The sequence below is a fragment of the Desulfobulbus propionicus DSM 2032 genome (assembly GCF_000186885.1).
Lineage (GTDB): Bacteria > Desulfobacterota > Desulfobulbia > Desulfobulbales > Desulfobulbaceae > Desulfobulbus > Desulfobulbus propionicus.
Genome location: NC_014972.1, coordinates 238339 through 253297 on the forward strand (window position 1 = coordinate 238339; position 14959 = coordinate 253297).

Here is a 14959-nt window from a genome sequence, read left to right on the forward strand (position 1 = left end):
AATGCAAAATCTTTTGCAACAACGACGGGCCGCGTCTATAGTGGGAGCAGGAGTGACGAGCATGCAGCGAAAGACCACACAGCGAACAGCCATCGAGCAGGTTTTCCTGAGCGAGGACCGCCCTCTGGGGATCGACGAAATCCTCCGTCTCGGCCGCGCCCGGGTGGAATCGCTCAACCAGGCCACGGTCTATCGCAACCTCAAACTGCTGCTCGACCGGGGCTGGCTGACCCAGATCAACCATCCGGCCATGGGCACGCTCTATGAACGCAGCGGCAAGGCCCATCATCATCATTTTCACTGCCACGGCTGCAACCGGGTCTTCGAGCTGCCCGGCTGCACCCTCAACCAGCAGCTGGCCGCGCCCGAGGGCTTCGTGGTCGAGGATCACGAGGTCTTTCTGTTCGGCATCTGTCCCTCCTGCGCCGCCGAGGCCCAATAACCGGCTCCGGCCGTTTGTCCCCGCCGTGCGGGCTGTGCACCGCGCGGCCGCGGTTTTCCTTGTTGTTCCTTCCCATCGTGCGCATAGTGTCGGCAGAAATGTTTCGCGGTCTTGCCGAATGAGGAAAGAATATGGAGTGGATGCGTGGTGTTCTTGTGGTGATGGTGTTGACGGCTTGCGGGGCCGGAAACGCCTGGGCGGAACGGGTGATCCTGTTCCTTGGCGATTCGCTGACCGCTGGTCTCGGGGTGGAGGCGGAGCAGGCCTATCCCCGGCTGCTCGGCGAGATGCTGGCCAGGGACGGCATCTCGGACGTGCGCATCGTCAACGGCGGGATCAGCGGATCCACCTCGGCCGGCGCCCTGGCGCGGCTGCGCTGGTACCAGCAGATCACCCCTTCGATCCTCTTCCTCGCCCTGGGGGCCAATGACGGCTTGCGCGGCCTGACCATGGAGGAGATGGCGCGCAACCTGAACGCGGTGATCGAGGCCGCCAAGGCGCGGGGAATGCGCGTCATCCTCGCCGGCATGGAGCTGCCGCCCAATTACGGCCAGGAATACACCGCCGCCTTTCGCCACGTGTACCACGACTTGGCCGCCCGGCATGGCCTGCCCCTGATCCCTTTTCTCCTGGAGGGGGTCGGCGGGGTTCCGGCCCTCAACCAGGCCGACGGCATTCATCCCAACGCCGAAGGGCATCAGCGGATCGCCCGCCATGTCTACCCCACGCTCAAGGCCTGCGTGAAAACGGCAGGGGAACGCCCCGAGGCGGGCAAACCATGACCGCGCCGGGCAACGGGCCGCTGATCATTGCCAGCGGCCTGGAGAAAACCTATCCCTTGCCCGAGTCGGGCCGGTTGTGCGTGCTCGACGGAGCCGGTTTCACCCTCCAGGGCGGAACGACCCTGGCGGTCACCGGCCAGTCGGGCAGCGGCAAATCGACCCTGATCGCGCTCCTGGCCGGACTGGATCGCCCCGATCACGGACAGATCACCATCAACGGCACCGAGTTGACCGGCTTGGACGAGGCCGGGCTGACCCGCTTCCGCGCCGCCCATATCGGCATTGTCTTTCAGCAGTTCCACTTGTTGCCCCATTTGACCGCCGAGGAAAATGTCCGCCTGCCGCTGGAACTGCTGCACCGGCCCTGCGAGGCGGAGGCGATCGACGCCCTGCTCGAACGGGTCGGGCTGGCGGCGCGGCGCGGCCATCTGCCGTCGCAGCTCAGCGGCGGCGAATGCCAGCGGGTGGCCATTGCCCGGGCCCTGGCGGTCAAGCCGCTGCTGCTCCTGGCCGATGAGCCCACCGGCAATCTCGACGTGGCCACCGGCCGCGAGGTGAGCGATCTCCTGTTTCACCTGGTGGAGCAGGAACGGATGACCATGGTGGTGGTCACCCACAATCAGGAACTGGCCGACCGCTGCCATCGCCGGCTGCGGCTGACCGAGGGAGTCCTGCGATGAAGGTGCTGCTGCGGCTCGTGTGGCGCGGCCTCGTCCGCCATCCGCGCTTTTCCCTGTTGTTCCTGGTCAACCTGGCCCTCGGCCTGACCGGTTTTCTCCTGGTCAGCTCGTTCAGCGCCACCCTGTCCCGCTATGTCGACGGCCACCTGCGCGAAATCTTGACCGCCGATGTGGTGATCCAGGGCAGTCGCCCCCTGACCGAACAGGAAAGGGAGCGGGTTCGCCGCGTCGCCGGGCCGGACAGCCGTTTTTCCCGGCAAATCGCCTTCTACACCATGGTCAAGGGAGGCGGCACCTCCAAGCTGGCCCAGATCGTGGCCATTGATGCGGCCTATCCGCTCTACGGCGCTTTCCAAGACGCGGGGCAGCCGGTCGATCCGCACCTGCTGGCCGCCCTGCAGGAGCAGCCCCGCCTGCTGATGAGCCGCGAGACCGCCCGGTCCTACGGCCTGCGGCCGGACGACCCGCTGACCATCGGCCAGCTCGTTTCCACGGCGAGGACCTTTTTTGATCGCGATCCGGGCGGCGGCTTCACCGGCCTGACCCTGGCCCCCAAGATCTATCTTGGCCTGCCGCAGGTGGAGAGCTCCAACCTGATCCGGTTTGGCAGCCGGGTCACCCACACATGCTTCATCCGGCTGCCGGAAACGGCCGACAACGCCGAAGTGGCGACCCGACTGGGCGCGGCCCTGGCCGGGCCCGAGGGCAAGTCGGATCTGCGTGTGTCTTCCACCGTGGATGTCAACCGCCGCCTGGGCCGGGCGGTGGGCTACTTCAGTTCGTTCCTCGGTTTGGCCTCCATGGCCTCCCTCGGCTTGGCCGGCCTGGCGGGCGGTTATCTGTTCCGGGAGCATCTGCGCGGCAGGAGGCGGGAAATCGCCATTCTCCTCAGTCTCGGCGCCGGCCGCCGCCAATGCCTGCTTCTGCCCATGGGAGAGCTGGCCCTGCTTGGCCTGGGCGCGGCCTGCCTGGCGACGATGCTGAGCCAGGCGCTGCTGCCGCTGTTTAGCCGGCTGTTCGTTGGTCTCATTCCCGTCGACCTCCACCTCGGGGTTGATCCGGCTTCCGTGCTCATGACCCTGGTGATCGGAACGGCCGGCAGCCTGCTGTTCTGCCTGCCGGTTTACCGGCGCATCCTGGCTGTCCGGCCGTTGTCGCTGTTGCGCGATCAATTCGACAACGGTTCGCCTTCCTGGCAGGAGCGCATCCTGCAGTCGGCCACCCTGGTCCCAGCCGTTGGTCTGCTGTTTTTTCTGGCCGTGCGTCTCAGCCACACGCCTGCGCAGGGCATCGGATTCGCCGTCGGACTGGCGGCGGTGATCGGACTGCTCGCCCTGATCGGTAGGATGCTCGCCGCCGGCTGCCGCCGCTGGTCGCGAACCGATCGCCTCACCTGGCGGATCGTCTGGCGCAACCTTTACCGCAACCGCCTCGCCGCCAGCGCGGTCTTTGCCGCCCTGGCCACGGCCCTGTTGCTGGTGAACCTCATTCCCCAGGTGGAAAAGGGGCTGATCGCCGAGATCGGCCAGCCGGAGGGGATGGAGCGGCCCGACCTGTTCCTCATTGATATTCAGGAAGAACAGCGGCAGCCGCTGGAGGCATTGTTGCACACGGAACAGGTGGTTCTGTCTCCACTGGCCCCCATGGTTCAGGGACGGATCGCCAGCATCAACGGCATCCCTTTCGCCCGCTGGCGCGACCAGCACGGCGCTGGCGACGAGCGGGGGTTGCGGCGCACCGAGTTCAATTTTTCCAGCAGGACTCGGCTGGATCCGTCGGAGCATGTGGTGGAGGGCGTGCCACTACCCACGATCCCCTGGGCGATGGATGCCGGCGAACCCTTTGCCCTGTCGATGGAACGGGAGTTCAGCGAGCGGCTACGGGTGGGCATCGGAGACCGCATGGTCATCGATATCCTGGGGATCGAGCTGGAGGGACGGATCGTCAACCTGCGCAAGGTGCGCTGGAACAGCTTTCAGCCAAATTTCTTCATGCTGGTGCAGCCGGGGGTGCTCGACGAGGCGCCCAAAACCTACCTGGCCTCGGTGAGCGGGGTGGAGAACAAGGACAAACAGGCGCTGGTCAACCGCCTGACCGCGGCCTTTGCCAATATTTCGGTGATCGACGTGAGCGGCACGGTGGAGCGGTTGAGTGCCTTGACCGCCCAGCTCAGCCAGTCGCTGCGATTCATGGCCGGTATCGCCTTGGCAACCGGACTGGTGACCGTGGTCGCCATTGCCCGTCAGGAGGCGCTGCGGCGTGAACGGGAGATCAACCTACTCAGGGTGTTGGGAGCGGGAATCGGCCGTATTCGTACCCTGATGATGCTCGAATTCGCCCTCCTGGGAGGCGCGGCCGCCTTGATTGCCCTGCTGCTAAGCCTGTGCTGCTCACTGGGGATCTCCTGGCTGATGTTCGACCGCTTGTGGCAGTTCCAGTGGCTGTCCGCCATCCTGCTCCTCCTGAGCGCTCCCCTGATCTGCAGCTTCATTGCCTTGCTGGCCGCTGATTCGGTGATTCGCCGTCCACCGACGACCCTGCTCGGATGAGCCAGGCCGTTGGAGCAATTGTTGTCGAGCCCCTGCCCGCGATGTCACAACTTCCCGCCGTGCAATCCATTCCTCGCCGATAATGTCGGTCATCGAGGGAAACTTGATCCTTCTCCTTTTATGGAGGAATTTAGTGAGAAAGCAGGGTTTGATTATTGCCCACCGAAGGGTGGCAACTCCCGGAATCAGACGGCGTGAAGAGATGGATGTTATTCCTTTGAAATCATAATAAAAATCAGTCTGCCCACTCCAATTTACGGATGAGATCCTTGAACATTTGCCATTGCCCTGTGAGAAATTGATACCGCCCGGCAACGATGCCCGGAGAAATGCGCAGTTCGTCGGCCAGAAGGATGATCTCTTGCTTGCTGCGACAGTTAGAAATCCGGGCATCATGCTTGGCGGGAATAAGGGTTTCCGCAGCAAAGGCATCGGCTTTTTTTTCGCTGAGGTCACCATTGCTCTCGTCGTTGATGAAGAGCCCCTTCTTCTTGTCCTTGAGCACATGGCCAGCTTCGTGAAAAAATGAAAACCAGAACTTATCCTCTCCCTTGCCACGCAGACTGAGCAGGATCATCGCCTTGTTGGGGGTTAGCCACTTGGTGGCGCCGTTCCAGGGTACCTTTTTCATCTCGCGTACCAGGGCCACAGCTACACCGGCATTCGCACAAAGCTGTTTCATTCGAGGCTCAAACACCACCGATTCTTCCCGGGTGAGAGGACGAATCTCCTCCAAAGCAGCACTGAACCTGGTTTTATCGAAAGGGGCACACTCAATCTGCTGTGCCTGCAGTTCGCCCTGACGGATCCAGGCGGCCGCATCTCCTGGCCGGGATTCAAAGCAACGGGACCTTCGGGCAGCCACAGCGGGGGCAGCCCAGATCTCCTGCCAGGCCTGCACGCTGCAAACACCAAAAAAGGCAAGAACCTTACGGACCAGATTCACCTTGTCATCGTCCGGCACCACATGGCCTCGCTCAATCAATTCTTTGATCGGGATCGTCTTCAGCCAGGCTTTGTCGGCCTCCAACCTTTGCCGCTCTTCCTGCTTGGCTAACTGCTCCCGGTATTGCGCTTCGAGATTGTTCCACATTCTCGCCGGTACACCTGTCACCAGTTCCAGTCGGTTGGCGGTTTCATAGGAAATCGGTTGGTCACCCTTGAAAATGCGGGTGAGTGTTTGCTCGGTCAGCCCGGTTCGTTGGGCCAATTCTTTTTGGGACATCTGCAGAGATTCCATAACCTCGTGCAATGTCGCCCCTGGTGGAACCGCATAATCAGGTTCAAATTCGTCTTTTCTTTTCGCTCTCATCGCTCCCCCCTCCTTCAATGCGTATCGGCAATTTCCACTATTTCAATTTCCGTGACTTGCCCCCAGTCCAACCCACCATGTGGATGTACTGGTATTGGCTCGTTAGCGGGAATGAAAAGCAAGCGATACGGGTATTCCAGATCGACAGACAGTTGGGCCGCTTCGATTACCCGTCAACTCGTGGCACCTGGCAGGGGGCAAACGTGAAATATCGCCCAGATTTTCGGCAGCCTTGAGTTCCATCATTCGCTGCATCAGCTTGCCGCCCCGCTTGGCCCCCAACAGCTTGATTGCCTCAGCACTGTTTGAGCATATTTTTTGGAGCTTTTTGTTTTTAAAGAATATACGCACGTTGCGCACTAATCTCAATTTTTATTAACATATTATGTTAATTATTTTAAAAGGAGTGGCCCGCCAGCAGCGATGCGCCATCGGTGGTTCCAGCTGTCGCATGATTGTCGGCAATTCTTAAGTTTTTATCTGGCAGCCTATACTGTTGATGTTGTAACGTGCCAGGAAAATTCAGATACTCTCATTTTTCCGAGCATCATTTCATGGTGACGTTTGGCCGACGAAACGATGTGCGGCTCTGATTCTTTTCCAGACGACACGGATTAATCTGTTTCTCTGCAAGAGTTGACAACTCTTTAACTTGTCGTCATTGCAGCCATCATGCTCCTCTTGAAACAGTAATGATCATGGTACATCGAATTTCGACAACAAGGACATCCAGCAATGAACGGTGAAACCCATAGTCAACTGGCCAACTTCATTTGGTCTATCTGCAATCTTTTGCGCGGCCCGTACAAGCGCAACGAATACCGTAAGGTCATCCTGCCGCTCACCGTGCTGCGCCGCTTCGAATGTTTGCTGGAGCCAACCCGGCAGGCTGCCCTTGAAGAATTCCAATCGCTGAAGACCAAGCCGGAACGGGTGCAGCAGGCACGATTGCAGCAGATCACCGGCCACCGTTTCTATAACCTGTCGCGCATGCAGCTCACCCTGCCGGGTGAAAAAATTCACTCGCTGCTGGACGATCCCAACAACCTCGCCCCCAACCTGAACAGCTACATCAACGGCTTCTCCGCCAATGTCCGCGCCATCATGGAGAAGTTCAAGTTCAGCGAGCAGATTGCCCACATGGCGGAAAAGAACATCCTCTTCGAGGTGATCAAGGCCTTTGCCGGGATTGATCTCTCGCCCCAGCGGGTCGACCAGATGCAGATGGGCTATGTGTTCGAGGAGCTGATCCGCATCGGCGCGGAGCAATCGAATGAGGAGGCCGGAGAGCACTTCACCCCGCGCGAGGTCATCAAGCTGATGGTCAACCTGCTGCTGGCCCCAGAGCAGGACCTCGCCAAGAGCCACGTGGTCAAGACTATCTACGACCCCGCCTGCGGCACCGGCGGCATGCTGTCGGTGGCCGAGGAATACATCCGCCACCTCAACAGTGAGGCCAAACCCAAGGTTTTTGGCCAGGACTGGAACGACGAGGCCTGGGCGGTGTGCAAGTCCGACATGCTGATCAAGGGCGAAGATGCCAACAACATCATCCTCGGCGACAGCTTCACCCGCGACGGCTTTGACCGCGATTCTGACGGCAACAAGTGGACCTTCGACTACATGCTGGCCAACCCGCCCTTTGGCGTGGAGTGGAAGCAGCAGCAGAAAACCATCCAACAGGAGGCCGACACCCTGGGCTATGCCGGACGTTTCGGCGCCGGCACCCCGCGCATCAACGACGGCGCCTTGCTCTTTCTCCAGCACATGATCGCCAAGATGCGCCCCGTCGATAAAGACGGCAGCCGCATCGCTATCGTCTTCAACGGCTCACCGCTCTTCACCGGCGACGCGGGCAGCGGCGAGAGCGAGATCCGCCGCTGGATCATCGAAAACGACTGGCTGGAGGCCATCGTCGCCCTGCCGGAACAGTTGTTCTACAACACCGGCATTGCCACCTATATCTGGGTGATCACCAACCGCAAAGCCAAGGAGCGCAAAGGTAAGATTCAGTTGATCGACGCCCGCAACTTCTGGGTACAGATGGAAAAGTCCCTGGGCAACAAGCGCCGCCGCATCGGCGACCCGAATGACCCGAATCACCCACGCGATCCTGACTACATCGCTGACATCACCCGGGTCTATGAGAACTTCACCGACGGTGAAAGCCGTTGGGTTGTCTTCGACAAGGATAGCAAGGTTCTCGGCGTGAATGGGCTTGAGCCGACAGTCGATGACTCGAACGGGCAGAAGAAAAAATATCTGGTGGTCAGCAAGCTGTTCGACAACGAAGACTTTGGCTACCACAAGATCACCGTCGAGCGCCCTCTACGTCTCAATTTCCAAGCCACGGCCGAACGCATCGCCCGGTTGGAGGAGCAGACCGCCTTTAAGAATCTCGCAACCAGCAGCAAAAAGAACGAAATCGTTCGCCAGCAGGAGATCGAGACCGGTAAGGCTCGTCAGCAGGCCATCCGCGACCTGTTGGCTGCCTTTGCCGACCAGCACGGCGACACCCTGTTCAAGGATCGCAAACAGTTCCTCCTTGCCCTGCGGGAGATCGACCGCGCTCGAGGCGTCAAACTTTCCGCCCCAGAACTGAAGGCGGTGCTCGCCGTCCTGGGTGAACGCGATGAAACCGCATCCATCTGCAGGGATAAACAGGGTAACCCTGAGCCGGACACCGACCTGCGCGACACTGAGACCGTGCCGCTCAAGGAAGGAGTTGAGGAATATTTTCGGCGAGAGGTCCTGCCCCACGTCCCCGATGCCTGGATCGACCACAGCAAGACCAAGGTCGGCTATGAGATTCCCCTAAACCGTCACTTCTACCGCTATGAGCCGCCCCGTGAGCTTGCCGAGATCGAGGCAGAGATCAAGGTGCTGGAGGGGGAAATCCTCGACCTACTGCGAGAGGTGACGGCATGAGTGAGCACCTGCCGGTGAAGAACGAAGGGGACATTCTCCTGTACCAGACCGAGGACGGCCAGGCGCGCATTGAGGTGCAGTTGGTCAATGAGACCGTCTGGCTCTCGCAAAAGCAGATGGCCGAACTGTTCCAAAAAGATGTCCGCACTATCAACGAGCATATTGGCAACATCTTTGAGGAAGGGGAGCTGACGCCGGAATCAACCATCCGGAATTTCCGGATAGTTCAACTCGAGGGCACACGGAAGGTCAGTCGCGATGTCGCCCACTACAACCTGGACGTTATTATCTCGGTCGGATACCGGGTGAAGTCGCATCGGGGCACTCAGTTTCGCATCTGGGCCACCCAGCGGTTGCGCGACTATCTGGTCATGGGCTTTCTGCTCGACGATGAACGTTTTAAGCAGGGTAGAAGCGGCCATTATTTCGATGCGCTGCTGGCCCGGATCCGCGATATCCGCTCCTCAGAGAAGGAGTTCTGGCGCAAAGTGCTCGATATCTACGCCACCAGTATTGATTACAACCCCTCTACCCAGGCCTCGCAAACCTTCTTCGCCACCGTGCAAAATAAAATGCACTGGGCAGCGCACGGCCACACCGCCGCCGAAATCATCCACGCCCGCGCCGATGCCGCCCGGCCCAACATGGGGCTCACCTCCTTTCCCAAGGGGCAGCTCGCCCCGCGCAAGGCCGATGTGACAGTGGCCAAGAACTATCTGAATGAAGACGAACTCGACCAGCTCAACCGCATCGTCAACCTCTACCTGGAATTTGCCGAACTACAGGCCATCAACCGTAAGCCCATGTATATGCAGGACTGGATAGCCAAGCTCGACCAGTTCATGCAGATCAGTGATCGCGAGATTCTCACCCACGCCGGCAGCATCTCCGCCGAAACTGCCCGGCTCAAGGCCGAACAGGAATATGACGGCTTTCGCCGCCTGCTTGATACCCAGCCATCTCTGGTGGAGAGGCATTTTGAAGAGGCGGTAGCCAAGGCCAAACAACTGAACGAACAGTCGAAACCGACGAAGAAAAAAAGGAGGAGGCAATGAACTGCCCGGCCTATCCAAGGTACAAGGACAGTGGGGTGCAGTGGCTGGGCGAGGTGCCGGAGCATTGGGAGATTCGTCCTATAAAGGCTATTGTCTCCACACCAGTCACCGACGGGCCTCACGAAACCCCTGAAATATTCGATGAGGGTGTTCCGTTTGTATCGGCAGAGGCTATTAGCAATGGAAAAATCAATTTTAACAAGATTAGAGGGTACATTTCAGCAGAAGACCATCGAAAATACTCAAGAAAATACAGACCAGAGTTCGGCGATATTCAGAGTTCGGCGATATTTACATGGTTAAATCTGGTGCAACGACCGGCCGTGTTGCGATGGTAGAGACGCATACAGATTTTAATATTTGGTCTCCGCTCGCAGCAATACGGTGCAATCCTTCCCGTGCCGATAAACGATTCATTTACTTCTATCTTCAGTCCAAAGAGTTTCAAACCGGAGTTGAGCTGAGTTGGAGCTTTGGTACGCAACAGAACATCGGAATGGGTGTTATCCAGAACCTTGCGGTTCCGCTTGGTACGATCCCGGAACAAACTGCCATCGCCGATTTTCTCGACCGGGAGACGGGGCGGATCGATACGCTGGTGACAAAAAAGCGGCGGCTGATCGCGCTGCTGGGGGAGAAGCGCACCGCGCTCATCTCCCGCACCGTCACCCGTGGCCTGCCCGCCGAGGCCGCCCGCGAATTCGGCCTCAAACCCCACACCCGCTTCAAGGATTCCGGCATCGAGTGGCTGGGTGAGGTGCCGGAGGGGTGGGAGGTAGTCAAGTTTTCAAGAGAAGTTAAAATAGCCGAAGGTCAAGTTGATCCAGAACGTGAGCCCTACTCTACAATGGTTCTGATTGGGCCAGAACATGTTGAGGCAGGAACTGGCCGTTTAGTAAGCGAAGCTACAGCTGAAGATCAGGCAGCAATCAGCGGTAAATATTACTGCCATAAAGGTGAGGTAATCTATTCAAAAATCCGTCCCGCACTTAGGAAGGTCGTTAAGGCAAAAAACGATTGCCTGTGCAGTGCTGACATGTATCCACTGGGAGGTAGAGATAAGTTACTGAACGATTACATATACTGGCTCTTCCTATCAGATCAGTTTGCGGCTTGGTCAGTTCTGGAGGCTGACAGGGTAGCAATGCCTAAGATCAATCGTAATACATTGAATGAGCTACGGTTACCCGTACCGGTTGGCTCTGAGCAAGCCGCCATCGCCACCTACCTCAACCGCGAAACCGCCAAGATTGATCAACTGTTTACTAAGGTCGAGGCGGCCATCGTCCGTTTGCTGGAGTACCGCACCGCGCTGATCACTGCCGCGGTCACCGGCAAGATCGATGTGCGGGGGAAGGCGGACAAACAGGGACTAACACGGACGGATCGGACTGATCCGAACTGATCTGAACTGGACAGATCGACACCAACCAGGGGAGGCACAACAGAAGGCACGGTGGAAAAAGAACCTCTGATTCCCAAACATGGCGGCTACCGGAAACTGAAAAGTTTCCAGGTCGCGCAGTTGGTGTATGACATCACGGTGCGATTCTGCGACCGCTACATTGACCGTCGCAGCCGTACCCACGACCAGATGGTGCAGGCAGCGCGCAGCGGTGTGCAGAACATTGCCGAAGGGTCGCTGGCCTCGGCCACCTCGAAGAAGATGGAACTCAAACTCACCCAGGTGGCCCGCGCCAGCCTGGAAGAGCTCAAGCTCGACTACGAAGATTTCCTGCGGCAGCGGGGGCTGGCCATGCTGGAGCCCAGCCATCCTGCGCTGACGCGCTTCAAAAAGCACAAACCGCAAACGGTTGCGGCGTTTGCGGCCTGGATCGAAGAAGAGCGGCAAAGGAACACGGACGGACCAGGACAGACACAGATGGGCAAGGACAGCCGGATCGACGAGTCGTCGGTGCCGGTCGGTGCTGGTCCGTGTCAGTCCTTGTCATCCGCCTGCCTGGCGGCCAATGGGGCGCTTTCGCTGCTCAACCTGGCCTGCTATCTTCTTGAGCGCCAGGTGGCGCAGCTTGCCGACACCTTTGAAAAAGAAGGCGGCTTCACTGAGCGGCTCTACCGGGTGCGCACCGCTAATAGGAGGAGCAAAGGATGAGCACACAGACCAGCGAAAAAGCCTTTGAAACCTATGTCGAGCACATGCTGCTGGCCAAGGGTTGGCAGCAGGGTTCGGTGAGTGAGTGGGACCAAGAGCGGGCGCTGTTCCCCGGTCAGATTGTTGCGTACATCGCCGCCACCCAGCCGCAGTTGTGGCAGGCAATGCGCGGCCAGCACGGGGCGCAGTTGGAACCGATGTTGCTGTCAACGTTGGTCAAGGAACTGGCCATCAAGGGCTCACTCTCTGTGCTGCGCCACGGTTTCAAGTTCTACGGCAAGACCTTTCGCCTGGCCACCTTCAAGCCTGCACATGGCCTCAATGACGAGGTCTTGGCCCAGTATCAGGCCAATCGCTTGACCGTCACCCGGCAGGTGGCCTGCCATCCGGGCGACCATTCGACGGTCGATTTGCTCTTTGCCGTCAATGGCCTGCCGGTTGCCACTTGTGAGCTGAAAAATCCCTGGACCGGCCAGAGCTGGCGTCATGCAGTGCGCCAGTACCAGGAGGACCGCAACCCGCGCGCGCCGTTGTTCGCGTTCAAAGAGCGGGCCTTGGTCCATTTTGCCGCCGACCCGGATGAAGTGCACATGACCACCCGGCTGGCCGGGGCCAAGACCTTCTTCCTGCCCTTCAATCGCGGCAGCCACCCTGGTGCGGTGCAGTGCGGCGCGGGCAATTCGCAACACGCTTGCGGCTACCGCACCGGCTACTTCTGGGAGGAGATACTTGAGCGCGAGAGCTTTCTCGACATTCTCGGCCATTTCGTGTTCGTCGAGAAGAAGGAGGAAAAGGTGGACGGCGGCAAGGGTGGCAGCCGGATCAGGACCCGCGAGACCATGATCTTCCCGCGGTACCACCAGTTGGACGCCACCCGCAAACTGATCGCCGCCGCCCGCGCCGAGGGGCCGGGGCAGAACTATCTCATTCAGCATTCGGCGGGCAGCGGCAAGACCAACTCCATTTCCTGGCTGTCGCACCGGCTGGCCAGCCTGCATGACGAGCACGATCACAAGGTGTTCGACTGCGTCATCGTCATCACCGACCGGCAGGTGCTCGACCGCCAGTTGCAGGATGCCATCTACCAGATCGAACATGCCCAGGGTGTGGTCAAGGCCATCGACCAGGATTCCAAGCAGTTGGCTTCGGCGCTGATCGACGGCACCAAGATCGTGGTCACCACCCTGCAGAAGTTTCCCTTTGTGCTGCGCGGCTTGCTCCATACCGCTGGGGCTGAGAACCTGGACAGTCCCGACGATGAGGCAAAGGCGCAGGCCAAGGCCTGGGAGGCTGAAATCGGTAAACGCCGCTATGCGGTCATTGTGGACGAAGCCCACTCCTCCCAAACCGGTGAGACGGCGCGGGAGCTGAAGGCCATTCTGGGCGCAAGCAACGGCGACATGAACGATGACGAGGAGGCTGACTTGGAAGATCGGCTCAATCAGGTGATGGCCTCGCGGGGCCGCCAGCCTAACCTGAGCTTCTTTGCCTACACCGCCACCCCCAAAGGAAAAACGCTCGAACTTTTTGGCCGTACCGGTCCCGGCGGCAAGCCGGAACCCTTCCATCTCTACTCCATGCGCCAGGCCATCGAGGAGGGGTTTATTCTCGATGTGCTGCGGAACTACACCACCTATGCCACCTATTTCCGGCTGATCAAGGCGGTGGAGGACGATCCCGATCTGCCCAAGAAGAAGGCTGCGCGGGCGCTTTCAAAATTCCTGGTGCTGCACCCGACCAACATCGCCCAGAAGATCGAGGTGATCGTCGAGCATTTCCGGGGCCATGTGCGCACCCATCTCGGTGGACGGGCCAAGGCGATGGTGGTCACCAGCTCACGCCTGCAGGCGGTGAAATACATGGAGGCTTTCCAGCGCTATATCGGCGAGCAAGGCTACACCGACATCCGGCCGCTGGTGGCCTTCAGCGGCACGGTGCGCGATCCGGACACCGGCTTGGAATATACCGAACCAGGAATGAATCTTGACGTGGTGGGCGGCAAGCCAATCAGCGAGAAGCAACTGCCCGAGCGCTTTGCCTCGCCCGATTACCAGGTGCTGCTGGTGGCCAACAAGTACCAAACCGGCTTTGACCAGCCGTTGTTGATGGCGATGTACGTGGACAAGCGGTTGGACGGCGTGCAGGCGGTGCAGACCCTGTCGCGCCTCAACCGCATGGTGCCGGGCAAGGAGACGCCGTTCGTGCTTGATTTCGTCAACGAAGCTACGGACATCTACCGAGCCTTCAAACCTTATTTTGATGCCACCAGCCTGCAGGAAAGTTCGGACCCCGCCCTGCTCGAACAGCTCAAGCATGCGTTGGACGGGTTTCAGGTCTATCACTGGAGCGAGGTGGAGGCCTTTGCCCGCATCTTTTACCGAGCACCAAACAAGCAGAATCCGGCCGACCATGCTCACTTGCAACGACATCTGCAACCGGCGGTGGATCGCTTCAAGGCGATGGAGGACGAGGAACAACGCGGCGAATTCCGCGACAAGCTGAGCGGTTACGTGAAGGTGTACAGCTTCCTCAGCCAGATCATCCCCTACGCTGACCCCGATCTGGAGATGCTCTACAGCTTCGGCCGCTTGCTGCTACCGCATCTGGTGCTTACACGCGACACCGGCACCGTCAAGCTCGGCGATGAGGTGGGTTTGCAGTACTACCGCCTGCAGCGGGTCTTTTCCGGGGCCATTGAGCTGCGCGAGGGGGAAGGCGAATACGGGGTGAAGAGCCCCACCGATGTCGGCACCGGCAAGGCCAAGGAAGAAAAAGCGCCGCTGTCGGAGATCATCGAGGTGTTGAACGACCGTTTCGGCACCAACTTCACCGAAGAGGACCGCCTCTTTTTCGAACAGATCAAGGAGAAGGCGACCAAAAGCCCGGAGGTGGTCCGGCTGCGCAGGGCCAACCCTTTTGACAAATTCCAACTGGGCCTGCGCCAGATGCTGGAAGACCTGATGATCCAGCGCATGGGAGAAAACGACAGGATCGTCTCTCGGTACATGGACGACAAGGCCTTCGAGGATGCCGCCTTCGCGGTCCTCTCCAGGGTGATTTACAAGACAATCCCGGCCGAGGGTGGCGCCGTGGAGTGA

The 14959-nt window shown here is 59.4% G+C and carries 11 protein-coding genes; 10 read left to right on the forward strand and 1 reads right to left on the reverse strand.

Translation table 11 applies throughout. From position 1 onward, the window contains the following. The first annotated feature begins 61 nt into the window (after positions 1 to 61). The 4 genes from DESPR_RS01190 (at position 62) to DESPR_RS01205 (ending at position 4453) form a co-directional block, all read left to right on the forward strand. Positions 62 to 442, forward strand: a complete 381-nt coding sequence (locus DESPR_RS01190) for a Fur family transcriptional regulator (RefSeq protein WP_015722983.1) — start codon at positions 62 to 64, stop codon at positions 440 to 442. A 131-nt stretch (positions 443 to 573) separates the two neighbouring features. After that, complete coding sequence (locus tag DESPR_RS01195; protein WP_015722984.1) at positions 574 to 1224, forward strand: arylesterase; 651 nt, start codon at positions 574 to 576, stop codon at positions 1222 to 1224. Further along, the gene (locus tag DESPR_RS01200) at positions 1221 to 1904 is read left to right on the forward strand and encodes an ABC transporter ATP-binding protein (RefSeq protein WP_015722985.1); all 684 of its coding nucleotides are present in this window, start codon (positions 1221 to 1223) and stop codon (positions 1902 to 1904) included. Before DESPR_RS01195 ends, DESPR_RS01200 begins: the two co-directional genes overlap by 4 nt. After that, on the forward strand, positions 1901 to 4453 hold the full coding sequence (locus tag DESPR_RS01205; protein ID WP_015722986.1) for an ABC transporter permease: 2553 nt from the start codon (positions 1901 to 1903) through the stop codon (positions 4451 to 4453). Before DESPR_RS01200 ends, DESPR_RS01205 begins: the two co-directional genes overlap by 4 nt. A gap of 235 nt (positions 4454 to 4688) precedes the next feature. On the opposite strand, the gene DESPR_RS01210 is transcribed toward DESPR_RS01205, so the two are convergent. Next, on the reverse strand, positions 4689 to 5678 hold the full coding sequence (locus tag DESPR_RS01210) for a helix-turn-helix domain-containing protein (RefSeq protein ID WP_245529471.1): 990 nt from the start codon (positions 5676 to 5678) through the stop codon (positions 4689 to 4691). An 822-nt stretch (positions 5679 to 6500) separates the two neighbouring features. On the opposite strand from DESPR_RS01210, the gene DESPR_RS01215 reads away from it, so the two are divergent. Genes DESPR_RS01215 through DESPR_RS01240 form a run of 6 tightly spaced genes read left to right on the forward strand, consistent with a single transcriptional unit; the run spans position 6501 to position 14959 of the window. Further along, positions 6501 to 8693 (forward strand): type I restriction-modification system subunit M, encoded by a 2193-nt coding sequence (locus tag DESPR_RS01215; RefSeq protein ID WP_015722988.1) that lies wholly within the window; start codon positions 6501 to 6503, stop codon positions 8691 to 8693. Beyond that, complete coding sequence (locus DESPR_RS01220; protein WP_015722989.1) at positions 8690 to 9748, forward strand: virulence RhuM family protein; 1059 nt, start codon at positions 8690 to 8692, stop codon at positions 9746 to 9748. Before DESPR_RS01215 ends, DESPR_RS01220 begins: the two co-directional genes overlap by 4 nt. Further along, positions 9745 to 10086, forward strand: a complete 342-nt coding sequence (locus DESPR_RS18210; RefSeq protein ID WP_015722990.1) for a restriction endonuclease subunit S domain-containing protein — start codon at positions 9745 to 9747, stop codon at positions 10084 to 10086. Before DESPR_RS01220 ends, DESPR_RS18210 begins: the two co-directional genes overlap by 4 nt. Next, a complete protein-coding gene (locus tag DESPR_RS01230; RefSeq protein ID WP_081457916.1) occupies positions 10044 to 11153 on the forward strand; it encodes a restriction endonuclease subunit S in 1110 nt (369 codons plus the stop codon). The genes DESPR_RS18210 and DESPR_RS01230 overlap by 43 nt, the downstream gene beginning before the upstream one ends. Before the next feature lie 51 nt (positions 11154 to 11204). Continuing rightward, positions 11205 to 11861, forward strand: coding sequence for a four helix bundle suffix domain-containing protein (locus DESPR_RS01235; protein ID WP_015722992.1), 657 nt, complete (start codon positions 11205 to 11207; stop codon positions 11859 to 11861). Next, entirely contained in the window at positions 11858 to 14959 is a 3102-nt protein-coding gene (locus tag DESPR_RS01240; RefSeq protein ID WP_015722993.1) for a type I restriction endonuclease subunit R, read from the forward strand. Before DESPR_RS01235 ends, DESPR_RS01240 begins: the two co-directional genes overlap by 4 nt.

Coding starts and splice junctions, on each gene's coding strand:
- DESPR_RS18210 (WP_015722990.1), top strand. CDS start 9,745: ATGAACTGCCCGGCCTATCCAAGGTACAAGGACAGTGGGGTGCAGTGG.
- DESPR_RS01205 (WP_015722986.1), top strand. CDS start 1,901: ATGAAGGTGCTGCTGCGGCTCGTGTGGCGCGGCCTCGTCCGCCATCCG.
- DESPR_RS01220 (WP_015722989.1), top strand. CDS start 8,690: ATGAGTGAGCACCTGCCGGTGAAGAACGAAGGGGACATTCTCCTGTAC.
- DESPR_RS01230 (WP_081457916.1), top strand. CDS start 10,044: ATGGTTAAATCTGGTGCAACGACCGGCCGTGTTGCGATGGTAGAGACG.
- DESPR_RS01215 (WP_015722988.1), top strand. CDS start 6,501: ATGAACGGTGAAACCCATAGTCAACTGGCCAACTTCATTTGGTCTATC.
- DESPR_RS01195 (WP_015722984.1), top strand. CDS start 574: ATGGAGTGGATGCGTGGTGTTCTTGTGGTGATGGTGTTGACGGCTTGC.
- DESPR_RS01240 (WP_015722993.1), top strand. CDS start 11,858: ATGAGCACACAGACCAGCGAAAAAGCCTTTGAAACCTATGTCGAGCAC.
- DESPR_RS01190 (WP_015722983.1), top strand. CDS start 62: ATGCAGCGAAAGACCACACAGCGAACAGCCATCGAGCAGGTTTTCCTG.
- DESPR_RS01200 (WP_015722985.1), top strand. CDS start 1,221: ATGACCGCGCCGGGCAACGGGCCGCTGATCATTGCCAGCGGCCTGGAG.
- DESPR_RS01210 (WP_245529471.1), bottom strand. CDS start 5,678: ATGTCCCAAAAAGAATTGGCCCAACGAACCGGGCTGACCGAGCAAACA.